This is a genomic window from Streptacidiphilus alkalitolerans, assembly GCF_042511045.1.
GTDB lineage: Bacteria > Actinomycetota > Actinomycetes > Streptomycetales > Streptomycetaceae > Streptacidiphilus > Streptacidiphilus alkalitolerans.
Map to the genome: position 1 here is coordinate 380,266 of NZ_JBHEZX010000001.1, position 18,045 is coordinate 398,310.

General features: G+C 70.6%; 19 protein-coding genes. 8 read left to right on the forward strand and 11 right to left on the reverse strand.

Annotation, left to right across the window (positions count from 1 at the left end):
* Positions 1-133 precede the first annotated feature (133 nt).
* From ACEZDG_RS01770 to ACEZDG_RS01785, 4 genes are all read left to right on the forward strand, one after another.
* Positions 134-1,591 (forward strand): LacI family DNA-binding transcriptional regulator, encoded by a 1,458-nt coding sequence (locus ACEZDG_RS01770; RefSeq protein ID WP_380501427.1) that lies wholly within the window; start codon positions 134-136, stop codon positions 1,589-1,591.
* Positions 1,592-1,653: 62 nt separating this feature from the next.
* Positions 1,654-2,328, forward strand: a complete 675-nt coding sequence (locus ACEZDG_RS01775) for a ThuA domain-containing protein (protein ID WP_380501429.1) — start codon at positions 1,654-1,656, stop codon at positions 2,326-2,328.
* Positions 2,329-2,514: 186 nt separating this feature from the next.
* Complete coding sequence (locus tag ACEZDG_RS01780; protein WP_380501431.1) at positions 2,515-4,095, forward strand: aspartate:alanine exchanger family transporter; 1,581 nt, start codon at positions 2,515-2,517, stop codon at positions 4,093-4,095.
* 49 nt (positions 4,096-4,144) lie between these two features.
* Positions 4,145-4,861 (forward strand): peptidyl-tRNA hydrolase, encoded by a 717-nt coding sequence (locus tag ACEZDG_RS01785; RefSeq protein WP_380501433.1) that lies wholly within the window; start codon positions 4,145-4,147, stop codon positions 4,859-4,861.
* Positions 4,862-5,033: 172 nt separating this feature from the next.
* On the opposite strand, the gene ACEZDG_RS01790 is transcribed toward ACEZDG_RS01785, so the two are convergent.
* Positions 5,034-5,891, reverse strand: coding sequence for an alpha/beta fold hydrolase (locus ACEZDG_RS01790; protein ID WP_380501435.1), 858 nt, complete (start codon positions 5,889-5,891; stop codon positions 5,034-5,036).
* A 100-nt stretch (positions 5,892-5,991) separates the two neighbouring features.
* On the opposite strand from ACEZDG_RS01790, the gene ACEZDG_RS01795 reads away from it, so the two are divergent.
* The 3 genes from ACEZDG_RS01795 to ACEZDG_RS01805 all read left to right on the forward strand — a co-directional run bounded on the left by ACEZDG_RS01795 (position 5,992) and on the right by ACEZDG_RS01805 (position 9,152).
* Positions 5,992-6,402: a winged helix-turn-helix transcriptional regulator gene (locus tag ACEZDG_RS01795; protein ID WP_380501437.1), complete on the forward strand. Its 411-nt coding sequence runs from the start codon at positions 5,992-5,994 to the stop codon at positions 6,400-6,402.
* Between the two features lie 415 nt (positions 6,403-6,817).
* Positions 6,818-8,542, forward strand: coding sequence for a glycosyl hydrolase family 8 (locus ACEZDG_RS01800; protein WP_380501439.1), 1,725 nt, complete (start codon positions 6,818-6,820; stop codon positions 8,540-8,542).
* A gap of 148 nt (positions 8,543-8,690) precedes the next feature.
* On the forward strand, positions 8,691-9,152 hold the full coding sequence (locus tag ACEZDG_RS01805; RefSeq protein ID WP_380501441.1) for a VOC family protein: 462 nt from the start codon (positions 8,691-8,693) through the stop codon (positions 9,150-9,152).
* 8 nt (positions 9,153-9,160) lie between these two features.
* Here ACEZDG_RS01805 and ACEZDG_RS01810 read toward each other — a convergent pair whose 3' ends face one another.
* The 5 genes from ACEZDG_RS01810 to ACEZDG_RS01830 all read right to left on the reverse strand — a co-directional run bounded on the left by ACEZDG_RS01810 (position 9,161) and on the right by ACEZDG_RS01830 (position 11,480).
* Positions 9,161-9,400 (reverse strand): hypothetical protein, encoded by a 240-nt coding sequence (locus ACEZDG_RS01810; protein ID WP_380501443.1) that lies wholly within the window; start codon positions 9,398-9,400, stop codon positions 9,161-9,163.
* 214 nt (positions 9,401-9,614) lie between these two features.
* A complete protein-coding gene (locus ACEZDG_RS01815; RefSeq protein ID WP_380501445.1) occupies positions 9,615-9,830 on the reverse strand; it encodes a hypothetical protein in 216 nt (71 codons plus the stop codon).
* Positions 9,831-9,929: 99 nt separating this feature from the next.
* On the reverse strand, positions 9,930-10,763 hold the full coding sequence (locus ACEZDG_RS01820) for a helix-turn-helix domain-containing protein (protein ID WP_380501447.1): 834 nt from the start codon (positions 10,761-10,763) through the stop codon (positions 9,930-9,932).
* A complete protein-coding gene (locus ACEZDG_RS01825) occupies positions 10,760-11,284 on the reverse strand; it encodes a DUF6879 family protein (protein WP_380501449.1) in 525 nt (174 codons plus the stop codon). Before ACEZDG_RS01825 ends, ACEZDG_RS01820 begins: the two co-directional genes overlap by 4 nt.
* A complete protein-coding gene (locus tag ACEZDG_RS01830; protein ID WP_380501451.1) occupies positions 11,268-11,480 on the reverse strand; it encodes a hypothetical protein in 213 nt (70 codons plus the stop codon). The genes ACEZDG_RS01825 and ACEZDG_RS01830 overlap by 17 nt, the downstream gene beginning before the upstream one ends.
* An 811-nt stretch (positions 11,481-12,291) precedes the next feature.
* Here ACEZDG_RS01830 and ACEZDG_RS01835 point away from each other — a divergent pair.
* Entirely contained in the window at positions 12,292-12,543 is a 252-nt protein-coding gene (locus ACEZDG_RS01835) for a hypothetical protein (RefSeq protein ID WP_380501453.1), read from the forward strand.
* A 179-nt stretch (positions 12,544-12,722) separates the two neighbouring features.
* Here the strand turns inward: ACEZDG_RS01835 and ACEZDG_RS01840 are convergent, their stop codons facing one another.
* The 5 genes from ACEZDG_RS01840 to ACEZDG_RS01860 all read right to left on the reverse strand — a co-directional run bounded on the left by ACEZDG_RS01840 (position 12,723) and on the right by ACEZDG_RS01860 (position 18,033).
* Positions 12,723-13,667 (reverse strand): N-acetylglucosamine kinase, encoded by a 945-nt coding sequence (locus ACEZDG_RS01840; RefSeq protein ID WP_380501455.1) that lies wholly within the window; start codon positions 13,665-13,667, stop codon positions 12,723-12,725.
* A 71-nt stretch (positions 13,668-13,738) separates the two neighbouring features.
* Positions 13,739-14,995: a 6-phospho-beta-glucosidase gene (locus ACEZDG_RS01845; RefSeq protein WP_380501457.1), complete on the reverse strand. Its 1,257-nt coding sequence runs from the start codon at positions 14,993-14,995 to the stop codon at positions 13,739-13,741.
* Positions 14,992-16,185, reverse strand: coding sequence for an ABC transporter ATP-binding protein (locus tag ACEZDG_RS01850; protein ID WP_380501459.1), 1,194 nt, complete (start codon positions 16,183-16,185; stop codon positions 14,992-14,994). Before ACEZDG_RS01850 ends, ACEZDG_RS01845 begins: the two co-directional genes overlap by 4 nt.
* Positions 16,182-17,186: an ABC transporter ATP-binding protein gene (locus ACEZDG_RS01855; protein WP_380501461.1), complete on the reverse strand. Its 1,005-nt coding sequence runs from the start codon at positions 17,184-17,186 to the stop codon at positions 16,182-16,184. The genes ACEZDG_RS01850 and ACEZDG_RS01855 overlap by 4 nt, the downstream gene beginning before the upstream one ends.
* Positions 17,170-18,033, reverse strand: a complete 864-nt coding sequence (locus ACEZDG_RS01860) for an ABC transporter permease (RefSeq protein WP_380501463.1) — start codon at positions 18,031-18,033, stop codon at positions 17,170-17,172. The genes ACEZDG_RS01855 and ACEZDG_RS01860 overlap by 17 nt, the downstream gene beginning before the upstream one ends.
* Positions 18,034-18,045 lie beyond the last annotated feature (12 nt).

Sequence of the window (18,045 nt, forward strand, 5' to 3'; positions counted from 1 at the left end):
CGACGGTGGAGCGAGCCGGGCGGCGGTGCGGCAGCGTTGCGAAGCGGCGAAGCGGTAAAGCGGCGGAGCGGTAAAGCGGCCTAGCAGCAGAGCGACAAATCGGCAGAGTGACAGAGCAGGAGGTGGGGCGGCGATGGCAGTGACCCTGGGCGAAGTGGCACGCCATGCCGGGGTGTCCCTGGCCACGGCCTCCCGCGCGCTCAACGGCTCGGCCCGCACCGTCGGCGACGCGCTCGCCGGACGGGTCCGTGCCAGCGCCGAGGAGCTCGGCTACCTGCCCAACGCCCCGGCCCAGGCCCTCGCCCGCTCCAGCACCGCGACCGTGGGCGTGCTGCTGCACGACATCGCCGACCCGTACTTCGGCGCGCTGGCCAAGGGCGCCACGGACACGGCCGCCCAGGCCGGGCTGCTCACCATGGTGCTGAACACCGGCGGCGACCCGGCGACGGAGCTGCGCTGCATCCGGATGCTGCACGCCCAGCGGGTCCGGGCGATCGTCCTGGCCGGCTCCGGCTACACCGACCCGGCGGCCACCGCCGCGATCGACGCCGCGCTGGCGGCCTACCGCGCCGAAGGCGGCGTGGTCGCCGCGGTCACTGACCACGGCGACGGGTACGACACCGTCCTCCCGGACAACCGCGGCGGCGCGGCGGCGCTCACCCGCGAACTGCTCGCCGCCGGCTACCGCGACCTCGCGGTCGTCACCGGGCCCGCAAGGTTCCGGGTCTCCGCGGAACGACTCGCGGGAGTACGGGAAGCGCTCGCCGAGGAGGGGATCACGCTACGTCAGGAGCGGGTCGCCGAGGCCGAGTTCAGCCGCGATGGCGGGCGCCGGGCGGCGGGGGTACTGCTGGAGCGGGGGCCGGGGTCCGGGGCGGGTTCCGCGCGAGGGCGGGGTCGGGGGCCGGGGCCCGAGCGCCCGCAGGCGATCCTCGCGCTGTCCGACGTGTGCGCGGTGGGTGTGCTGGCCGAACTGCGGGAGCGCGGGATCAGCGTCCCCGATGAGATCGCCGTCGCCGGTTTCGACGACATCCCGCTGGCGGCGGACCTCGCCCCGGCTCTGACGACGGCCAGGATGCCGCTGGAACAGATGGGCGCAGCGGCCATCCGCCTCGCCATGGGCGAGCATCGGGACGCGGGCGGCGCGGGAGCGGCGGCGGGCGGCGCGGGAGCGGCGGCGGGCGGCGCGGGAGCGGCGGCGGGCGGCTCGGTTGCGGCGACTGGGGGCTCGGCAGGCGTGGCGTTCCAGGCAGGCACAGGAGTTCCGGCAGGCACGGCGGTCACTGCTGGCACCGGAATCGCGGCAGGCGCGGCGGGTCGCGCTGACGGCGCCGCGAACACGCCGCGCACGGCAGGCGCGGCGCGGCGCACGGAGCGCACCGCGGTGGCCGAGGGCGCCGGCGCCGCGAGCACCGCGGCGGGAGGACCCGACGTCGCGGAAGCAACCGCCGGCGCGGGCACCGCCGCTGCGGGAACCGCGACCGTGGGCATCGCAACCACCGCAACCACCGGGCACGGGGCCGTTCGTGTTCTGACTCTGCCGGTCGGCCTCGCGCTTCGGGCGAGCACCGGGCATACGGCCCGGTCTTGACCGGTCGGGCCGGCGCCACCTAGTCTCCCTTGGAGAGCGCTCTCCAAGCCACGGGACCTGTCATGCCACCCCTCCCCCGCGTCCTGCTCCACACCCGGACCGCAGGCTTCCGCCACGACTCCATCCCCGCCGGGATCGAGGCGCTGCGCCAACTCGCCACAGCCGCAGGGCTGGAGCTCACCGCGACCGAGGACCCCGACGCCTTCAGCGAGCAGAACCTCGCCGGATACCGCGCCGTGGTCTTCCTCTCCACCACCGGCGAGGTGCTCACCGACGACGGGCGCAAGGCGCTGGAGTCCTTCCACGCCACCGGTGGCGGCTTCCTCGGAATCCACTCCGCCGCCGGGACGGAGTACGACTGGCCCTACTACGGCACCCTCCTCGGCGCCCGCTTCCGCAGCCACCCCGCGCCGCAGCCCGCCGTGGTCACCGTCCTGGACCGTACCCACCCGGCCACCGCGCACCTGCCCGAGCAGTGGGCCTGGGACGACGAGTGGTACGACTTTCGCAGCAACCCGCGCGACGCGGGCGTGCGCGTCCTGGCGTCGGTGGACGAGAGCCGCTACCAGGGCGGGTTGATGGGTTCGGACCATCCACTGGTGTGGTGCCAGGAGCCGCGGGACGGCGGCCGGTCCTTCTACACCTCGCTGGGCCACCACATCGCCGCCTACGCGGACCCGGACTTCAGGCAGCACCTGGCCGGAGCCCTGCACTGGGTCTGCGAAACCGCTTCCTAGCCTGGACGCTTCTCCTGACGTGGACGCTCCCTAACGCGACCGTTCCTCGGCGGGACGCCGCGCACGGATGACGCCGCTGCTCCGTTCGGCTGCGCCGCTCCGTGTCGTCGCTCACTGCGCTCGTACCGATGGTTGGCTTCTCAACGCCCGCGTCCGCCGGACGAGCGAAAGAGGTGCTTCAGCACCGTGCGTCAGTTCCTCATCGACTACCCGTATGTGACGCTCTTCGGGGTGATCGCCCTCGGGTCACTGCTCGGGCTGGTGAAGTTCGGGCCGGTCAGGCTGGGGGCCGCCGGGGTCCTGTTCGCCGGACTGGCCGTGGGCGCGCTCGACAAGGGCGTCGGACCCGCCGTCCCCACCGCCCTGTCGGTGGAGGGGCTGGCCCTGTACGTCTACACGGTGGGCCTGGAGTCAGGGCCCGCCTTCTTCCGCGAGGTCGGACGGCAGTTGCCGGTGATGCTGGGCGCGATCGTCGCCCTGGTCGTCACCGCGCTGGCGGTGGGCTGGGGCGGCCACGCCCTGTTCGGGATCAGCGGACCCTTCCTGGCCGGCGGCTACGCCGGGATCGGGACGACCACACCCGGGCTGGCCGCCGCCCAGGCCGCATCCGACGATCCGACCCAACCGGCGGTGGGATACGCCATCGGCTACCCGCTGGCGATCATCGTGACCATCCTCTTCCTGTCCGTGCTGGCCAAGCGTCGCCCGTGGCCTGCCCGCAGGGACCCGGGCAACGGCCTGCCGGACCGGCTGGCGACCGTCACCGTGGTCGTCGAGCGGGGCGTGCGGCTGAGCCAGGTGCCGGGCGTGGCGGCCGGACGGCTGCTGGTCAGCGCCTACCAGCCGGTCGGCGGGCAGACGGCGGTCGCCCTCGACCTGGAGCTGCTGCACCCGGGTGAGCAGGTCGTCCTGGTCGGCGGCGAGGAGGACGTCGCCATCGGCGTCGCGTTCCTCGGCGCCCGCGCCGCGCACCACCTGCTGGACACCCGCGAACAGGTCGACTACCGCCGGATCCTGGTCACCAACCCGGCGCTGGCCGGGCACACCGTCGCGGAACTCGGCCTCGGCGAACGCTTCGGCGCGAAGGCGTCCCGGTTGCGGCGCGGGGACGTGGACCTGCTGGTGCACGACGACCTGGTGGTGCAGTTGGACGACCGGATCCGCGTGGTCGCTCCGCGCGGGGAGGCCGAGAAGATCAACCGCTACCTCGGCGACAGGGAGGGCTCGGCGAGCGAGGTGAGCGCGGTCAGCCTGGGGCTCGGGCTCTGCCTGGGCTTTCTGATCGGCATCCCCTCGATCACGGTCGGCTCGACCAAGCTCGCCCTCGGCGCGGCGGCCGGGCCGCTGCTGATGGGCATGTTCCTCGGCTGGCGCCGCCGCACCGGACCGCTGGTCTGGACGCTGCCCACCCGGGCCAACCTCACCCTGCGTCAGATCGGCCTGCTGCTGTTCCTCGCCATCGTGGGGCTGACCTCGGGTTATGCCTTCCGGGTGAATGCCTTCTCGCTGTTCGGACTGAAGCTGGTGGCCCTGCTGCTGGTCGGCGCGGTGCTCAGCTACTCGCTGCTGCTGGTCGTCTGCCGACTGCTCGGACAGAGCCGGGAGCGGGCCATGGGCCTGCTCGCCGGCTACGTCGGCAACCCGGCCCTGACGGCGCACGCCAACGCGCAGGTCCGCGACAGCCGGATCAACACCGGGTACTCGACGCTGTTCGCGCTGGCGATCCTGGTGAAGATCATCTGTATCCAGCTGATCGTGGGGCTGTGAGGGGCTGCAGCTGGGCCGGGACCCGGCCGGGGTTCGGGCGGCTGCGAGAATGGGGGACGTGACCAGCAGCCCCTTCGCCGACCGCGCGGCCGACCGTGACGCCGCACCCCAGTTCGTCCTGCCCCTGGTGGTACGGATCGAGCGCATCGACCCGCCCACGCACACCGACGCACTGGAGACGGCCGCCCGCGCCGTCCTCACCCTGCTCTCGGACGCGCGGACGACCGAGCCGGACGGGGAGTGGGCGGAGGCCGTGCACGCCTGGCAGGACGCCCGGATCCGCAAGGTCGTCCGCCGAGCCCGGGGCGGGGAGTGGCGCAGGGCCGGGGAACTGCCCGGCATCACCCTGACCGGGAAGTCCGCCGAGGTACGGGTCTTCCCGCCGGTGCCGCTGGACGGCTGGCCCAAGGAGCTGGCGAAGCTACAGGTCTCCGGCACCGAGTTGGACGACCCCGAGCCGCTGGCCGCGCCCGACCCGGGCGTCCCGGTGCTGTGGTTCAACCCGGAGGTGCCGATGTCCACCGGCAAGTCCATGGCCCAGGCCGGGCACGGCGCGCAGCTCGCCTGGTGGGCGCTCTCCCCCGACCAGCGGGACGCGTGGCGCGAGGCCGGCTTCCCACTCGCCGTCCGCACCGCGGACGCACAGCGGTGGGCGGCGCTGGCCGCCACGGACCTGCCGATGGTCCGCGACGCGGGCTTCACCGAGGTCGCCCCCGGCTCCTGCACCGTCGTGGCCGACCACCCGAGCCTCCGGCCGACCCCGTGAGGTAGGCGCGGTGAGATAGGCGCCGCGCCATCCGAGGGCGTTTCCTCCGGCAACGCAACGCGGGTGGGGTCGGCCTTCACCGTACAGGCGGCCCCGGCGCCGTCTCGCGGCTCCGCCGCACAGCAGCCAACTACGCGGAAGCCGTGCGGAGTCGGCCGTGGTCCCGTTCCCGTCACTTCGGCAGATCGGCGGACAGGAACGGGGCAAGGAGCGCGAACAACGCGTCGGGGCGGTCGAGGGGGATGATGTGGCCGCAGTCCTGGAGATGGTGTCCGATCAGGTCATCGGCTATGGGACGGAGTTGGCGTTCGAGCCCGGTGCCGACGGGGTGGGAGCCGACGGCCATGGTGGGCATGGTCAGCCGAGCCGTCGCGACGGCGTCCTGGATCTGCTGCGCGCTGGTGGGCAGGGCCCGGTAGTAGGAGAACGCACAGCGCAGGGCCTCGCTCCCGGTGTAGGCGTGAACGAAGGCTGCACGGATGTCGTCGGGCACTCCTCGCCCGAGCGTCCCCGAGTCGAGGAACCAGTCGATGTACGGGGCCTCGTTGCCGGCCAGGACGGTCTCGGCGAGGCCGGGGACGGCGTGGAAGCCGAACCACCACGGGGCGCCGCCCGCGACGACGTGTTCGGCTCCGGGCAAGCGGCCAAGCAGTGCCTCCATCACAACCAGGCGCCGGACCAGGCCGGGCCGACGCAGCGCCAGCAGGACGGCGGGGGCGGAGCCCGCGTCGATGCCGACCACCGCTGCCGAGGACTCGCCGAGTGCGTCGAGCAGCCCTTCGGCGTCGGCGGCCAGGGTGCCTGCGTCGTAACCCTCGACGGCACGCTCGCTGGCGCCGAAGCCTCGCAGGTCCGGGGCGATGACCCGGTACCGTCCGGCCAGTCGGCCCATGATGCCGCTCCAGAGTTGCCAGGTGTGCGGGAAGCCGTGCAAGAGGAGGACCGCAGGGCCGTCACCGGCGATTGCGACGTTGAGTTGGACGCCGTTCGTCGTGATGCGGCGCAGGTGGTGTGCGGTGGTGACGGGCATGACGGCTCCTCCGAGTGGTTACCATTGGTGACCACAGAACGATAGGTAACTGTCCGGCCGCTTCCTAGACGGCACTTTCAGGGAAGGTGGTGAGCCGCAGGTGACCACCCCAGGAGCCCGGGCCGCCGGTCGTGGGGCACGCGGCGATCTGTTCGATCCCCTCTGCCCGACGCGGCAGCTGCTGGACCGCATCGGTACGAAGTGGACGTCCATGGCCGTCAAAACGCTCGCCGATGCCGCACCGGACGAGGTGCGCTTCGCAGAGCTGAGACGCCGGATGCCCGGCGTGTCGCAGAAGATGCTGTCCGTGACGCTGCGAAGCCTGACCCGCGACGGGCTGGTGTCCCGTCGGGTCGAACCGACCGTGCCGCCGCGGGTCTTCTACCGACTCACCGGACTCGGACTGTCCTTGGAAGCCGCGCTTGCGGGGCTTCGGAACTGGGCGGAGGAGCACATGGCCGAGATCGACCGCGCCAACGAAGCCATCGACCAGGAGGTCGAGGAGGGATAGGAGGGATTAGGAGGGATAGGCAGGCCGGTTCCGCGCCCCCACTCCTCGCCGCACGGCTGCCAACTACCGTGATTGAGTGCGCAGTTGAGGCCTAGCGGTGAGTGCGGCGCGGGGCCGCCTCGTGGGGCGTCGGGGCTGGGCACACCCCCGGCGGGAGGGTAGCCAGTTCCGCGCCCTTGGCCGGACGCCGCCGGACCCTCCGGACTCCGCCGGATTCCGCCGTGACCGCATCAGCGTCGCCGCAGGTCATTAGCGCCCCGCCTGTGGGGTGCCGCAGGCACCGGGACACCGGGAGCCGCGACTGTCTTGACACGGTCCCTTCAGGAGAAGACCCTGACTGTCGTACGCGAGTTAGGAAACCTGCCTAACTTAATACGCACTCCCCACCCCCACAGACAAGGGAGCACCCGCGCACATGGCCAAGAGACTCACCCGGGCGATAGCCGGCGTCGCCGCCCTCGCCACTGCCACGCTTGGATTCGTCGCCATCGAGGGGCCGACCGCGAGCGCGGCTACGACAGCGTTTCCGTTCCCCACGCATGTGACGTATAAGGTCGGCGTTCTCCCCACCGCTTCGCAGGCGAGCAGGGACGCCGCCGTCGAGAAGGAGTACGACTCCTGGAAGGCGACGTACCTGGTCAAGGGCTGCGCCTCGAACGAGTACTACGTCTCGACCAAGGGTGACGGCGACTCACCCAACAACGGTCCGGTCTCCGAGGGCCAGGGCTACGGCATGAACATCGTGCCGCTGATGGCCGGTTACGACGCCGCCGCGCAGACCGAGTTCAACGGGCTGTGGCAGCTGGTGAAGGACCACGAGGACGCCGACGGCCTGATGCAGTGGACGTTGGACGGCAAGACCTGTAAGTACGCCGACAGCGGCACCCCCGACGCCGCCACCGACGGCGACCTCGACATCGGCTACGGGCTGATCCTGGCCGACAAGCAGTGGGGCGGCTACACCACCGACGCGAAGACCTGGCTGGCGAACTTCTACGCCCACGACGTCGCCTCGGACGGCCATCTCAAGACCGAGGACGACGACAGCTACGCCGACGACTCGCGTCCGTCCGACTACATGGTCGACCACCTGCGGGCCTTCGCCGCGTACGACACCGCGCACGACTGGAACAAGGTCGTCGACAAGACCGAGTCGCTGATCACCGAGTTCACCGCCGGGTACTCCGCCACCGGCGGGCTGATGTCGGACTTCATCCGCAACGCCAACACCACCAGCCCCAAGCCGGCCGCGGCCAACTTCCAGGAGGACCAGCCGGACAACATCGTCGGCTACAACTCCATCCGGGTGCCGTGGCACCTGGGCACCGACGCCCTGCTGTACGGGAGCAGCACCGCCTCCGCGTCGTACGCGACCGCGAAGAAGGAGTCGGCCTGCCTGAAGGGCGAGTCCGGCGGCAACCCGCAGAAGGTCTACCCGCACACCAAGCTGGACTGCACCCCCTACTCCACCAGCGACCAGGCGGAGGAGGCCGGCGACTCGGTCGGCCCGGCCGCGATGGCCGCGGGCGACCAGGCCTGGACCGACGCGATCTGGAACCAGCTCGCCACCAACCCGTTCGGCGACGGCTACTTCGGCGAGACCATCAAGACCCTGGTCTACATCGTGATGGCCGGCGACTACTGGAACCCGACCGACAGCTCGGCCCCGCCGACCACGACTCCCCCCACCACCACCCCGCCGACGACCACCCCGCCGACCACGGCTCCGCCCACGACCACCCCGCCGACCACCACGCCCCCGACCGGTGGCAATGTCTCCTACGAGGCTGAGGCGGCGACCCTGGCCGGCGGCACCACGATCACCAGCTGCGCCCACTGCAGCGGCGGCAAGAAGCTCAGCTACCTCGGCAACGGCGGCACCGCCACCTTCACCGGCATTACCGAACCCGCCGCCGGCAGCTACACCCTGACCATCTACTTCATGAGCGTCGGCCAGGCCCGCACCGCCACCGTCACCGCCAACGGCGTCAACCAGACCGTCAGCTTCCCCGAAACCCCCGACTACAACACCGTCGTCACCAAAACCATCACCGTCCAACTCAACGCCGGCAACACCAACACCATCGAATTCTCCAACCCCTCCGCCGGCGCCCCCAACCTCGACCGCATCGTCGTCTGACTCAACGTCACCTCAGCGCAACCGCAGTTCCGCGTCGGCCCGGCGGCCCTGTTCCCGCCGGGCCGACGTGCGTTGTTCTACCGTCGAAGCTCCGTGTCCCAGGCAGGTGAGATCGTTCACCTGACACCCGCCACGAACGGAGCAACTGATGAGCCGCCACCTCCAGGTCACCTTCGACGCCCGCGACCCACAGGCCCTGTCGACCTTCTGGCGCGACGTACTGGGCTACGTCCACCCCGGCCCGCCCGGAGTCGACCTGCCCGAGGGTGCCGACCCGCTGGCTGCGTGGGACGACTTCCTCGCCCGGATCGGCGTGCCGGAGGAGCAGCGCAACACTAGGTCGGCCATCGAGGACCCGGACGGACACGGCCCACGGCTGTTCTTCCAGCAGGTGCCGGAGGACAAGGTCGCCAAGAACCGCGTCCACCTCGACATCCGTGCGGCTCCCGGCCTGCAGGGAGAGGCCCGGATGGCCGCGCTGGAAGCCGAGTCCGCCCGCCTCGTCGCCCTGGGCGCCACCCGGGTACGTCGCGACGAGCCCGCTCCCCCGATGAGCGCGGGCCACATCGTGATGACCGACCCCGAAGGCAACGAGTTCTGCCTGGACTGAGACAGCTGTCACCGGGGGCGCCCGGCAGACCACCCGGGTCCCCCGATCACAAACGACCAGCCGCCAATCATGCCGAACCGCTTCCGGTTGATCGCCTCGGCGTCGTCGTATGCGCTGTTGAAGCTGTACCAGCGCTGTTCGGGGCCGATGAAGCCAGAAGCGTCCTGTTCTCCGTGCTCTACGCCCCACATCTGGGCCGCCCGGTCGAAGAACACGTGAGCGTGCTCAGTTACGACCGACGTCGTCATGCGCTCGCCCTCCGCCTGTCGTGCGTCCCGAGGTGCCCTCGAAGCATGACGTTGATGTCGGAGACAGCGCTCAGGTTGTGCGCGGCCCTCGCACTCGCCCTGCGGCCCGACAGGTCAGCACACATGGGGCAATCACCGACCGGCTGAGGGGCACGGGGCGCAAACCCGTAGTCGAAGTCCGGCGGAGAGTGGCTGTCCCCCTGCGGGTCTGCGCTCACGCCGGGTCCACCCTCTCCAACACGGCGGCAAGGGCCTCAGCCACGTCGGCGGAGCAGCCGCCCAGTTCCACCATCGGCGTGCTGACGGCCGGATGCCCACCCCGCAGCGAGGGAATCGCAAGGCCATGGACGGCGAGCGCCGCACGGAGCCGTTCGGCGGCAACAATAGCCAACCGATAGGGGTCGTTCTGGAGATCCTGCTGCGTCGTCATGGATATCGCTCTCCGTCAGCTTGCAATTCCTTCGGCTACTCCAAGGCTAGAAGCGAAATCGGGTGGCGAGCACAATAATTCCTGTGGTTGCATAAAGGATCACTCGCGATATGTACGCGCCCATTCACCGAGGGATTCGCGGGCAGCGTCGCCGAAGACTGTCACAGTCTCGAAAAGCGCGAATATTTCTAGATGCTGCCGTACATCGCGCGCATCCTGGAACACCAACCGACCCGTGAAAGTTTCCGCCGTAGCGAGGCGCTCATCGTAGACGGTGAACGTGTTCATGGGGCCGCGAGTAGAAAAGGCCCCGTACGGGATTACCCCCAGCTCAATGTTGGGCAGATGCGACAATGAAACGAGGCGGTCGACCTGGACCGCCATGACTCGCGCCGGCAACATGGGCCATTTGACTGCCTGCTCACTGAGAATGAATGTGAAGTGCTTCCCCTCGTCATAGAGAATTGCCTGACGTTCGATCTTGCGTGCCACCGTGCCCGCGATGCCGCCCGGGGCATGGGCCAGGCTTGCCCGGATGTATTCAGGAGTAGCAAGGAGGCCGGTAATCATGGCGGGTAGAAAATATCGCAGCCGAGTAGCACCGGCTTCGAGCGCCGCCAGCTCAGCCTGGCGTCTCTCAATTCCCCTGCGCCATGAGGAACGCTTGTCCTGCCACTCCGTGGACGCAAGCCGGGCCAGCGCGGTTATCTCCCCCACCAGCTCCGCAGGTGCGCCGACAGCCCGGAGGATGCATTCCACGTCGGTCAGATTCGGCGTGACCCTCCCGGTCTCGATCTTCGAGATTTTGGACTGCGACACATGGCAAAGGCGGGCTAGCCCCTCACCGGTGAGGCCAGCCCGCTTGCGCAGTTCTCTCAGACTTTCTGCCAGGTCCTGCTTCGAGCGCCCCAGCTCGTCGGGGTCGAACGTCACCCATTCTCTTTCAGATACTGTGCGAAAGGTACTGAGTGCTCCATGGCAACACTCCGCCATCGAAGATACTGGGAGATATCCGGAGACTCAAGCAATTCACGGCTGATCTGTGTTCCGTCGGGGCGAAAATTGAGATCAACGACCGTGGCGTCGTCGAAGATCCACCAATCGCGGCCGGTCAGCGGCAATCCGTAATCGGTTTGAGTCGCATCCAGGATACGGATGTCTTCCCCTGCGTCGATGTTCCCAGGGATACCCCATGCAAATTGGTAGCGCTGATAGTCCGTCAATGGCCGCCGAACCATCCGAACTCGGCCTACCGTCCTCCCTGCAGCCCTGTATGCACGCACTCGCCGGTGCCAACGCACATTGTGGTCCACAGGTTTGGGGTCTCCCCGAAGAAAGCGAGCAAGGCTCTCGCTCTCATTGGGCATGGTGTAGGTTGGTTGCGCCTCAAAGCGCCATGCATCGTGCTCGAAGGCGTCGAATACCTCACGCCACCTCTCACCATCCAAGAGCACGGACAGCCTCCCTCAGGGTGTGCTCGGGGATCTCCACCAGTCCTTCGCCGTCCGGCGGCTGGAAGCCGTCGAAGGCAGCGCCCTGGACCACGAAGCTCCCGGCTTCGGTGCGGTACACGTTTGGGCAGTCGTCGTCATCGCAGTTCGGGCCGCCGAGTAGCCCCGTGAGCCGGGTAAGGCCGGTCTTCTCTGACATGGTCAACCCCCTTGTCGAGTCCGGGGCTTCCCGGCCTCACCAACGACGCTATGGGGCGGCGGCAACTGCGTCTATGCCGCAATGAGAGTATTCCCGTCCTGGAATAGATGATCAACGCCGAACGGCTCACGTACAGGCCGTCGACACCGGCCGCGATCGGCGTGCGGGTACCGGCGGCAACGGGGGCGAGAAGGGGTCGCGGGGTCACCGGGTCAGGGCGAGGGCTCGGGGCGCGGTTCGGTTGGGTGGTGGCGGCGGCTGGGGATGGGAATAGGCAGATCATCGACATATGTCGATAAGGCGTCCCATGCTCGGGCTATAACTGAACGTCAACTCCCGGAGCCGACGCGGCTTGTGCTGACCGCGTTGGCCGACGCTCCGCGGGGTCGGCGGTCGGCTGCGGCGCAGCTATGTGCTTACCGACACCGGCCGGGACGTCTTGGTGGCCGAGACCGAGCGGTTGAGCCGGACCGTGGAGGAGGCGCAGCGGCGCCTCGCGCACTCCGCGCGTACGGCGCCCGGGTCCGGTCGCCGGTACGGCGCGTGGACCTCGGCGATCTCGTCGCCGTAGGCGGCGCGGTAGCGGCGCGGGTAGAACCGGATCCAGCGGCCGGGTCCAGTCCCGTCATGCAGTCACCGTCCCCGGGCCGAGCAAGCCGCTGTCCACGGCCGGGCTCTCCGGCCTTCCGCTGCTGCGCGAGCGCGCCAGCCTGGCGGCGCACGCGCTGCGGCTGCGCACCCGGCTCGGTTCGTCGCCGGGGCCGCGCCCTTCGCGCCGGCCGGCGCGGCGGGCCTCAACCTGTTGATGGCGGTGGCGATCGCAGTCCTGGTGGTGCTCGCAGCACGGCGTCCGGACCGGCTGCGGGCTCTGGGCATAGCACTGGGGGTGCTGCCCTGGGCGTTTCTGTTCACGGACGAGGCGGTCCCGGTCGGCCAGGTGCTGGAGGATCTGGCCCTGCTCTCCGCCCCGCTGCTCGGCGCGGTGCTCGGCGCGGTGCTGCCGGCCGGCGTCGTGCACACGGCCAGGTCCTTCGGGCGGCGCACCCAGCGCGGCCGGGTCTGACCGCGACCGGCACAGGGGCGGAAGCGGCGGCGCGGCGGCGGTGCCCTGCTCCGTGCGCGGCGGGTGTGAACCGACGGCGCCCGCCGTACCTCCGTTCCGGGGAACGGAGGTACGGCGGGCGCCGTCAACGCACGCGCGTGGGTGCCCCCGGCGGGGTCCGCACCCCGACCCACCCCCGGTCAGTAGTTGGTGCGGAGGCGGGCCAGGGCTTCCGGCGGGGCGCCCAGGTGGTCCAGGCCCAGGAGGGCGGCGCCGGCGACCGGGGGGACGTCGGCGTAGCGGGGCAGCGCGGCCGGGGCGTGCTCCTTGAGCCTGGTCTCGACACCCTCGGTGATCAGCGGGTGCCCGCTGGCCAGGATGCCGCCGCCGAGGACCACCTCCACCTCCGTGCCGGCCAGGTCGAGGCGGTCCAGGACCGAGCGGGCCATCAGGAACACCTCGTCGGCCTGACGGTCCACCAGGGCGACCGACAGCGGGTCGCCCTCGTCCGCGGCGGTGAACAGCACCCGGGTGAGGGTGATCACCTGTTCGTCGGTCAGCCGACCCTGGTGCACGGCGACGGCCACGTCGTGCATGGTCGACTCGCCGAAGTAGCGGGCGACCCGCTCCCGGAGCAGGGTCTCCGGGCCGCGTCCGTCCTCGGCGCGCATCGCGGCGTGCATGATCTCGCTGCCGAGCCAGCGGCCACCGCCCCAGTCGCCGGTGAAGTGGCCGAGGGCCAGGAAGCGGGCGGTCCGGCCGTCCGGGGCGACGCCAGCGCAGTTCATGCCCGCGCCGCAGACCACGGCGACACCCCAGGGGCGGTGGGTGCCCGAACGGAGCAGCGCGAAGGTGTCGTTGAGCACCTGGGAGGTGTCCGTCCAGCGCAGTTCGGCGAGTTGGGCCGAGAGCGCGGCCTCCTCCTCCGGCAGGTCGACGTTGGCCAGGCAGGCGGAGGTGTGCCGGGCGATCGGGCCCGCGGCCGGGTCCAATCCGGCCTTGGCGGCCAGTGCGGCGACCATGGGCGCGAGGGTGCTGCCGTTGGGGGCGGTGGAACCCGGTCCGCGGACGCTGGCGAGCAGGCTGCCGTCGTCGGCTATCAGGGCCAGGTCGGTCTTGCTGTTGCCGCCGTCGATGGCGAGCACCGCGGGGAGACGGCCCTTCCCGGCCCCCGTAGCCCCCGCCCCGCCGGCAGCCCCCGTGTGGTGATGCTGCGTCAGATCCACTCCAGGTAGTCCTTGTTCTCGCGCAGCAGCAGGTCGGTGAGCTTCTCGGCCTGGTCGTACTGGCCGACCAGTGGGTGGGTGAGCAGGGCATCGAAGACCCGGTCCCGGCCGCCGTGCAGTGCGGCGTCGAGCGCCAGTTCCTCGTAGGCGCTGGCATGGGCGATCAGCCCGGCGTAGCGGGCCGGGACCGGGGCCAGCGGCAGCGGCACCGCGCCGCCGGCCCCGATCACGGCGGGGACCTCGATGACCGCGTCGTCGCCGAGGAACGGCATGGTGCCGTTGTTGCGCACATTGGCGACCTGGACGTCGCCGGTGTCGGCGACCAGCGAGGCCAGCAGGTTGACCGCGGCCTCGGAGTAGAAGGCCCCGCCGCGCTGGGCCAGCAGCTCGGGTTTGTGGTCCAGGGCCGGATCGGCGTACATGGCCAGCAGTTGACGCTCCATCGCGGCCACCGCGGCGCCCCTGGTCTCGGCGCCGCGCTGCTCTTGCACCACCGCGTCGTGCTGGTAGTAGTAGCGCAGGTAGTAGGACGGGATCGCGCCGAGCCGCCGCAGCAGCGGGGACGGCAGTTCGATCTCCTCCGCCAGTTCGTCCAGACGCTGCTCCAGCAGCTGCGGCAGCACCTCCTCGCCGTCGATCCGCACGCCGCGGATCCAGGTGAGGTGGTTCAGGCCGAAGTGGTCCAGGGCGACCCGCTCGGGGGCGACCCCGGCGCCGGCGGCGAAGCGGCGCTGGAAGCCGATGGCGACGTTGCACAGCCCGACGGCGCGGTGGCCGGCGTCCAGCAGGGCGCGGGTGACGATGCCGACCGGGTTGGTGAAGTCGATGATCCAGGCGTCGGGGGCGGCGTGCTGACGCACCTGCTCGGCGATGTCCAGCACCACCGGGACCGTGCGCAGCGCCTTGGCCAGGCCGCCGGCGCCGGTGGTCTCCTGGCCGACGCAGCCGCACTCCAGCGGCCAGGTCTCGTCCCGCTGCCGGGCCGCCTGGCCGCCGATGCGCAGTTGCAGCAGCACCGCGCCGGCGCCCTCGACGCCGTCCTTGAGGTCGCTGGTCCAGCGGACCGGGGCGGGGTGGCCCTGGGCGGCCATGATCCGCGCGGCCAGGCCGCCGACCAGGGCCAGCCGGTCGGCTACCGGGTCGACCAGCACCAGTTCGGTGACCGGCAGCCGGTCGCGGAGCCGGGCGATTCCGTCGACCAGCTCCGGGGTGTAGGTCGATCCTCCGCCGACGATGGTGAGCTTCATGCGGGGTCCCTGGGAGTCGGTATGGCCCGGGTGGGGGCGGTGAGGGGCGTGCCGGGCCTGGCGCCGGGCGTCGCGCCGGACGCAGCACCGGACGTCGCGCCGAACGCGGCGCCGGAGGTGGCGGCCGAGCCGGAGGTGGCGGCCGAGCCGGAGGTGGCGGCCGAGCCGGGCACGGCGACGTGGCAGGCGGCCTGGTGCCGGTCGCCCAGCAGCCGCAGCTCCGGGGTGACCGTGGCGCACTGGGCCACGGCGACCGGGCAGCGGGCCCGGAACCGGCAGCCGGGACGGGGGTCGACCACCTTCGGCGGCTCCCCCTTGTCGGCGCCCGCCAGGTCGGCCAGCGGGGCGCGCGGGTCGGGCACGGTGGCCAGCAGCAGCTGGGTGTACGGGTGCTTGGGCGCGGCCAGGATCTCCTCGATCGGCCCCTGCTCCACGATGTGCCCGGCGTACATGACGATCAGTCGGTCCGCGGCGTAGCGGGCGCTGGCCAGGTCGTGGGTGATGTACAGGAAGGAGACGCCCTGCCGGTCCCGCAGCTCGGTCATCAGGTTGAGCAGGCCGATCCGGATCGAGACGTCCAGCATGGAGACCGGCTCGTCCGCGATGATCAGCTTGGGGTTGGACGCCAGCGCCTGGGCGAAGCCGATCCGCTGCCGCTGTCCCCCGCTCATCTCGTACGGGAACTTCTGCAGGTACTGGTCGGCCGGGGTCAGCCCGACCACGGTGAGCAGGCGCTCGGCCTCCGCGGTGCGCTGCTCGGCGTTGAGCTCGGGGCGGTGCAGCTTGAGGGTGCGCAGGATGCCGTGGGAGATCCGGTAGACCGGGTTGATCGAGCTGAACGGGTCCTGGAACACCATCGGCGCCTGGCTGCGGTAGGCCAGCACATCTGTGCGGGAGCGCAGTTGGGACAGCGGCTTGCCGTCGAACCAGATCTCGCCGGCGGTCGGCCGGTACACCTTGGCCAGCAGCCGGGCGACGGTGGACTTGCCGCTGCCGCTCTCCCCGGCCAGGGCGACGATCTCGCCCCGGCCGATGCTGAGTTCGGCCCCGTCGACGGCGTGCAGGTTCTTCTTGGAGAAGATGCCGCCGATCTGGAAGTGCCGGGTCAGCCCCTCGGTGCGGAGCAGCGGGACATCGTCGGGGACCTGGGACGGAAACGGAACCGGGTAGGACTGCTGCGGCTGGCTCATACCGGGGTCTCCTTCGAACCGACCCGGTCCGGGGCGTGCAGCAGGCAGCGCACCAGGACCTGGTCGACGTCGTACAGTGCGGGCTCCACCTCGGTGCAGCTGGGCATGGCCTGCGGGCAGCGGGCCGCGAAGCGGCAGCCGGTGGGCAGTTCGGCCAGGTCGGGCGGGGAGCCGGGGATGCCGAGCAGCGGGACGCGCGGTCCGCGGATCGACGGGAAGGCGTCCAGCAAGCCCCGGCTGTAGGGGTGCCTGGGGGTGTCGAACACGGTGCGGGTGTCCCCGAGTTCGGCGATCTGCCCCCCGTACATCACGATCAGCCGGTCGGAGAAGTGGCTGACCAGCGACATGTCGTGGGTGACGAAGATGATGGCGAAGCCCAACTCCCGCTGCAGCTGCTTGATCTGCACCATCAGCGAGCGCTGGGCCACCACGTCCAGGGCCGAGGTGGGCTCGTCCATGATGATCAGGTCGGGGGTGAACAGCAGCGCCATGGCGATCATCGCCCGCTGCCGCATTCCGCCGGAGAGCTGGTGCGGGTAGCTGCCGAGGTGCACCGGGTCGACGCCGACCAGCTCCATCACCTCCCGGGAGCGGGCGTTGATATCAGTGTCGTAGCTGTGGGCCCTGAGCACGTCGCGGAACTGGGCGCCGATGGTGGTGACCGGGTTGAGCGCGTTCATGGCGCTCTGCATGACCACTGAGAGCTCGGACCAGCGGACCGTGTTGAGCTGCTTCTCGGTCATGGTGACCAGGTTGCGGCCCTTGAACTCGACGCTGCCGCCGGTGATTCCGGCGGGCGGGCTGAGCAGTTGGGCGATGCCGAACAGCAGCGTGGACTTGCCGCAGCCGGACTCGCCGACGATGCCGAGGAACTCGCCCCGGCGGAGGGTGAAGCTGACCTTGTCCACGGCCAGGGCGGAGCCCTTGGCGGTGGCGTACTCGACGGTGAGGTCGCGGACGTCCAGCAGCGGGACGTCACGGGAGTCAGGACGCGGCGACACGGAGCCTCCTCACCGGGCGCAGGGCGGGGTTGCTGATCTCGTCGAAGGCGTTGTTGAGCAGCGCGAACGAGGTGCCGAGCAGGGCGATGCAGAGCCCGGGGGCCACCGCCCAGATGTACTGGCCGGTCTGCAGCGCGGACTGGTTCTGCGCCCAGTAGAGCATGGTGCCCCAGTCGGAGTTGCTGGTGTCGCCCAGGCCGAGGAACTCCAGGCCGGAGGCGGTGAGGATGGAGTAGAGCGCCGAACCGAGGAAGTTGGCGACGATCAGCGAGGTCATATTGGGCAGCAGCTCGAAGAAGATCACGTACGAGCGGCGCTCGCCGCGGACCCGGGCCGCCTCCAGGAAGTCCCGGTTGCGCAGGGACAGTGCCTGCGACCGGAGTTGGCGGGCCCCGTAGGACCAGCCGGTCACCACCAGGGCGATCACCAGGACGAAGATGCTGTGGTGCGAGAAGTAGCCGGCGATCACGATCACCAGCGGCAGGGTCGGGATCACCAGCACCACGTCGGTGAACAGGTTGAGTCCGTCGTCCCAGGCGCCGCCGAGGTAGGCGGCGGAGATGCCGATCAGCACCGAGATCACCGTGGCCAGCAGGCCGGCCACGACGGCGATCAGCAGGGCCGGTCGGGCCCCGTGTACGACCTGGACCAGGACGTCCTGGCCGAGGGCGGTGGTCCCGAGCAGGTGCTTGCCCGAACTGCCCTGGGAGACCTGGTCGGTGATGGTGCCCGGATTGCCCGGCACGATCAGGTTGGGCACGGCGGCCATGATCACGAAGAGAAGCAGGATCAGCAGTCCGGCGGCGGCTTTGCCGTTGTGCCGGATCGCTCTGAACAGGGTTGCCATAGGGGTTGTTAC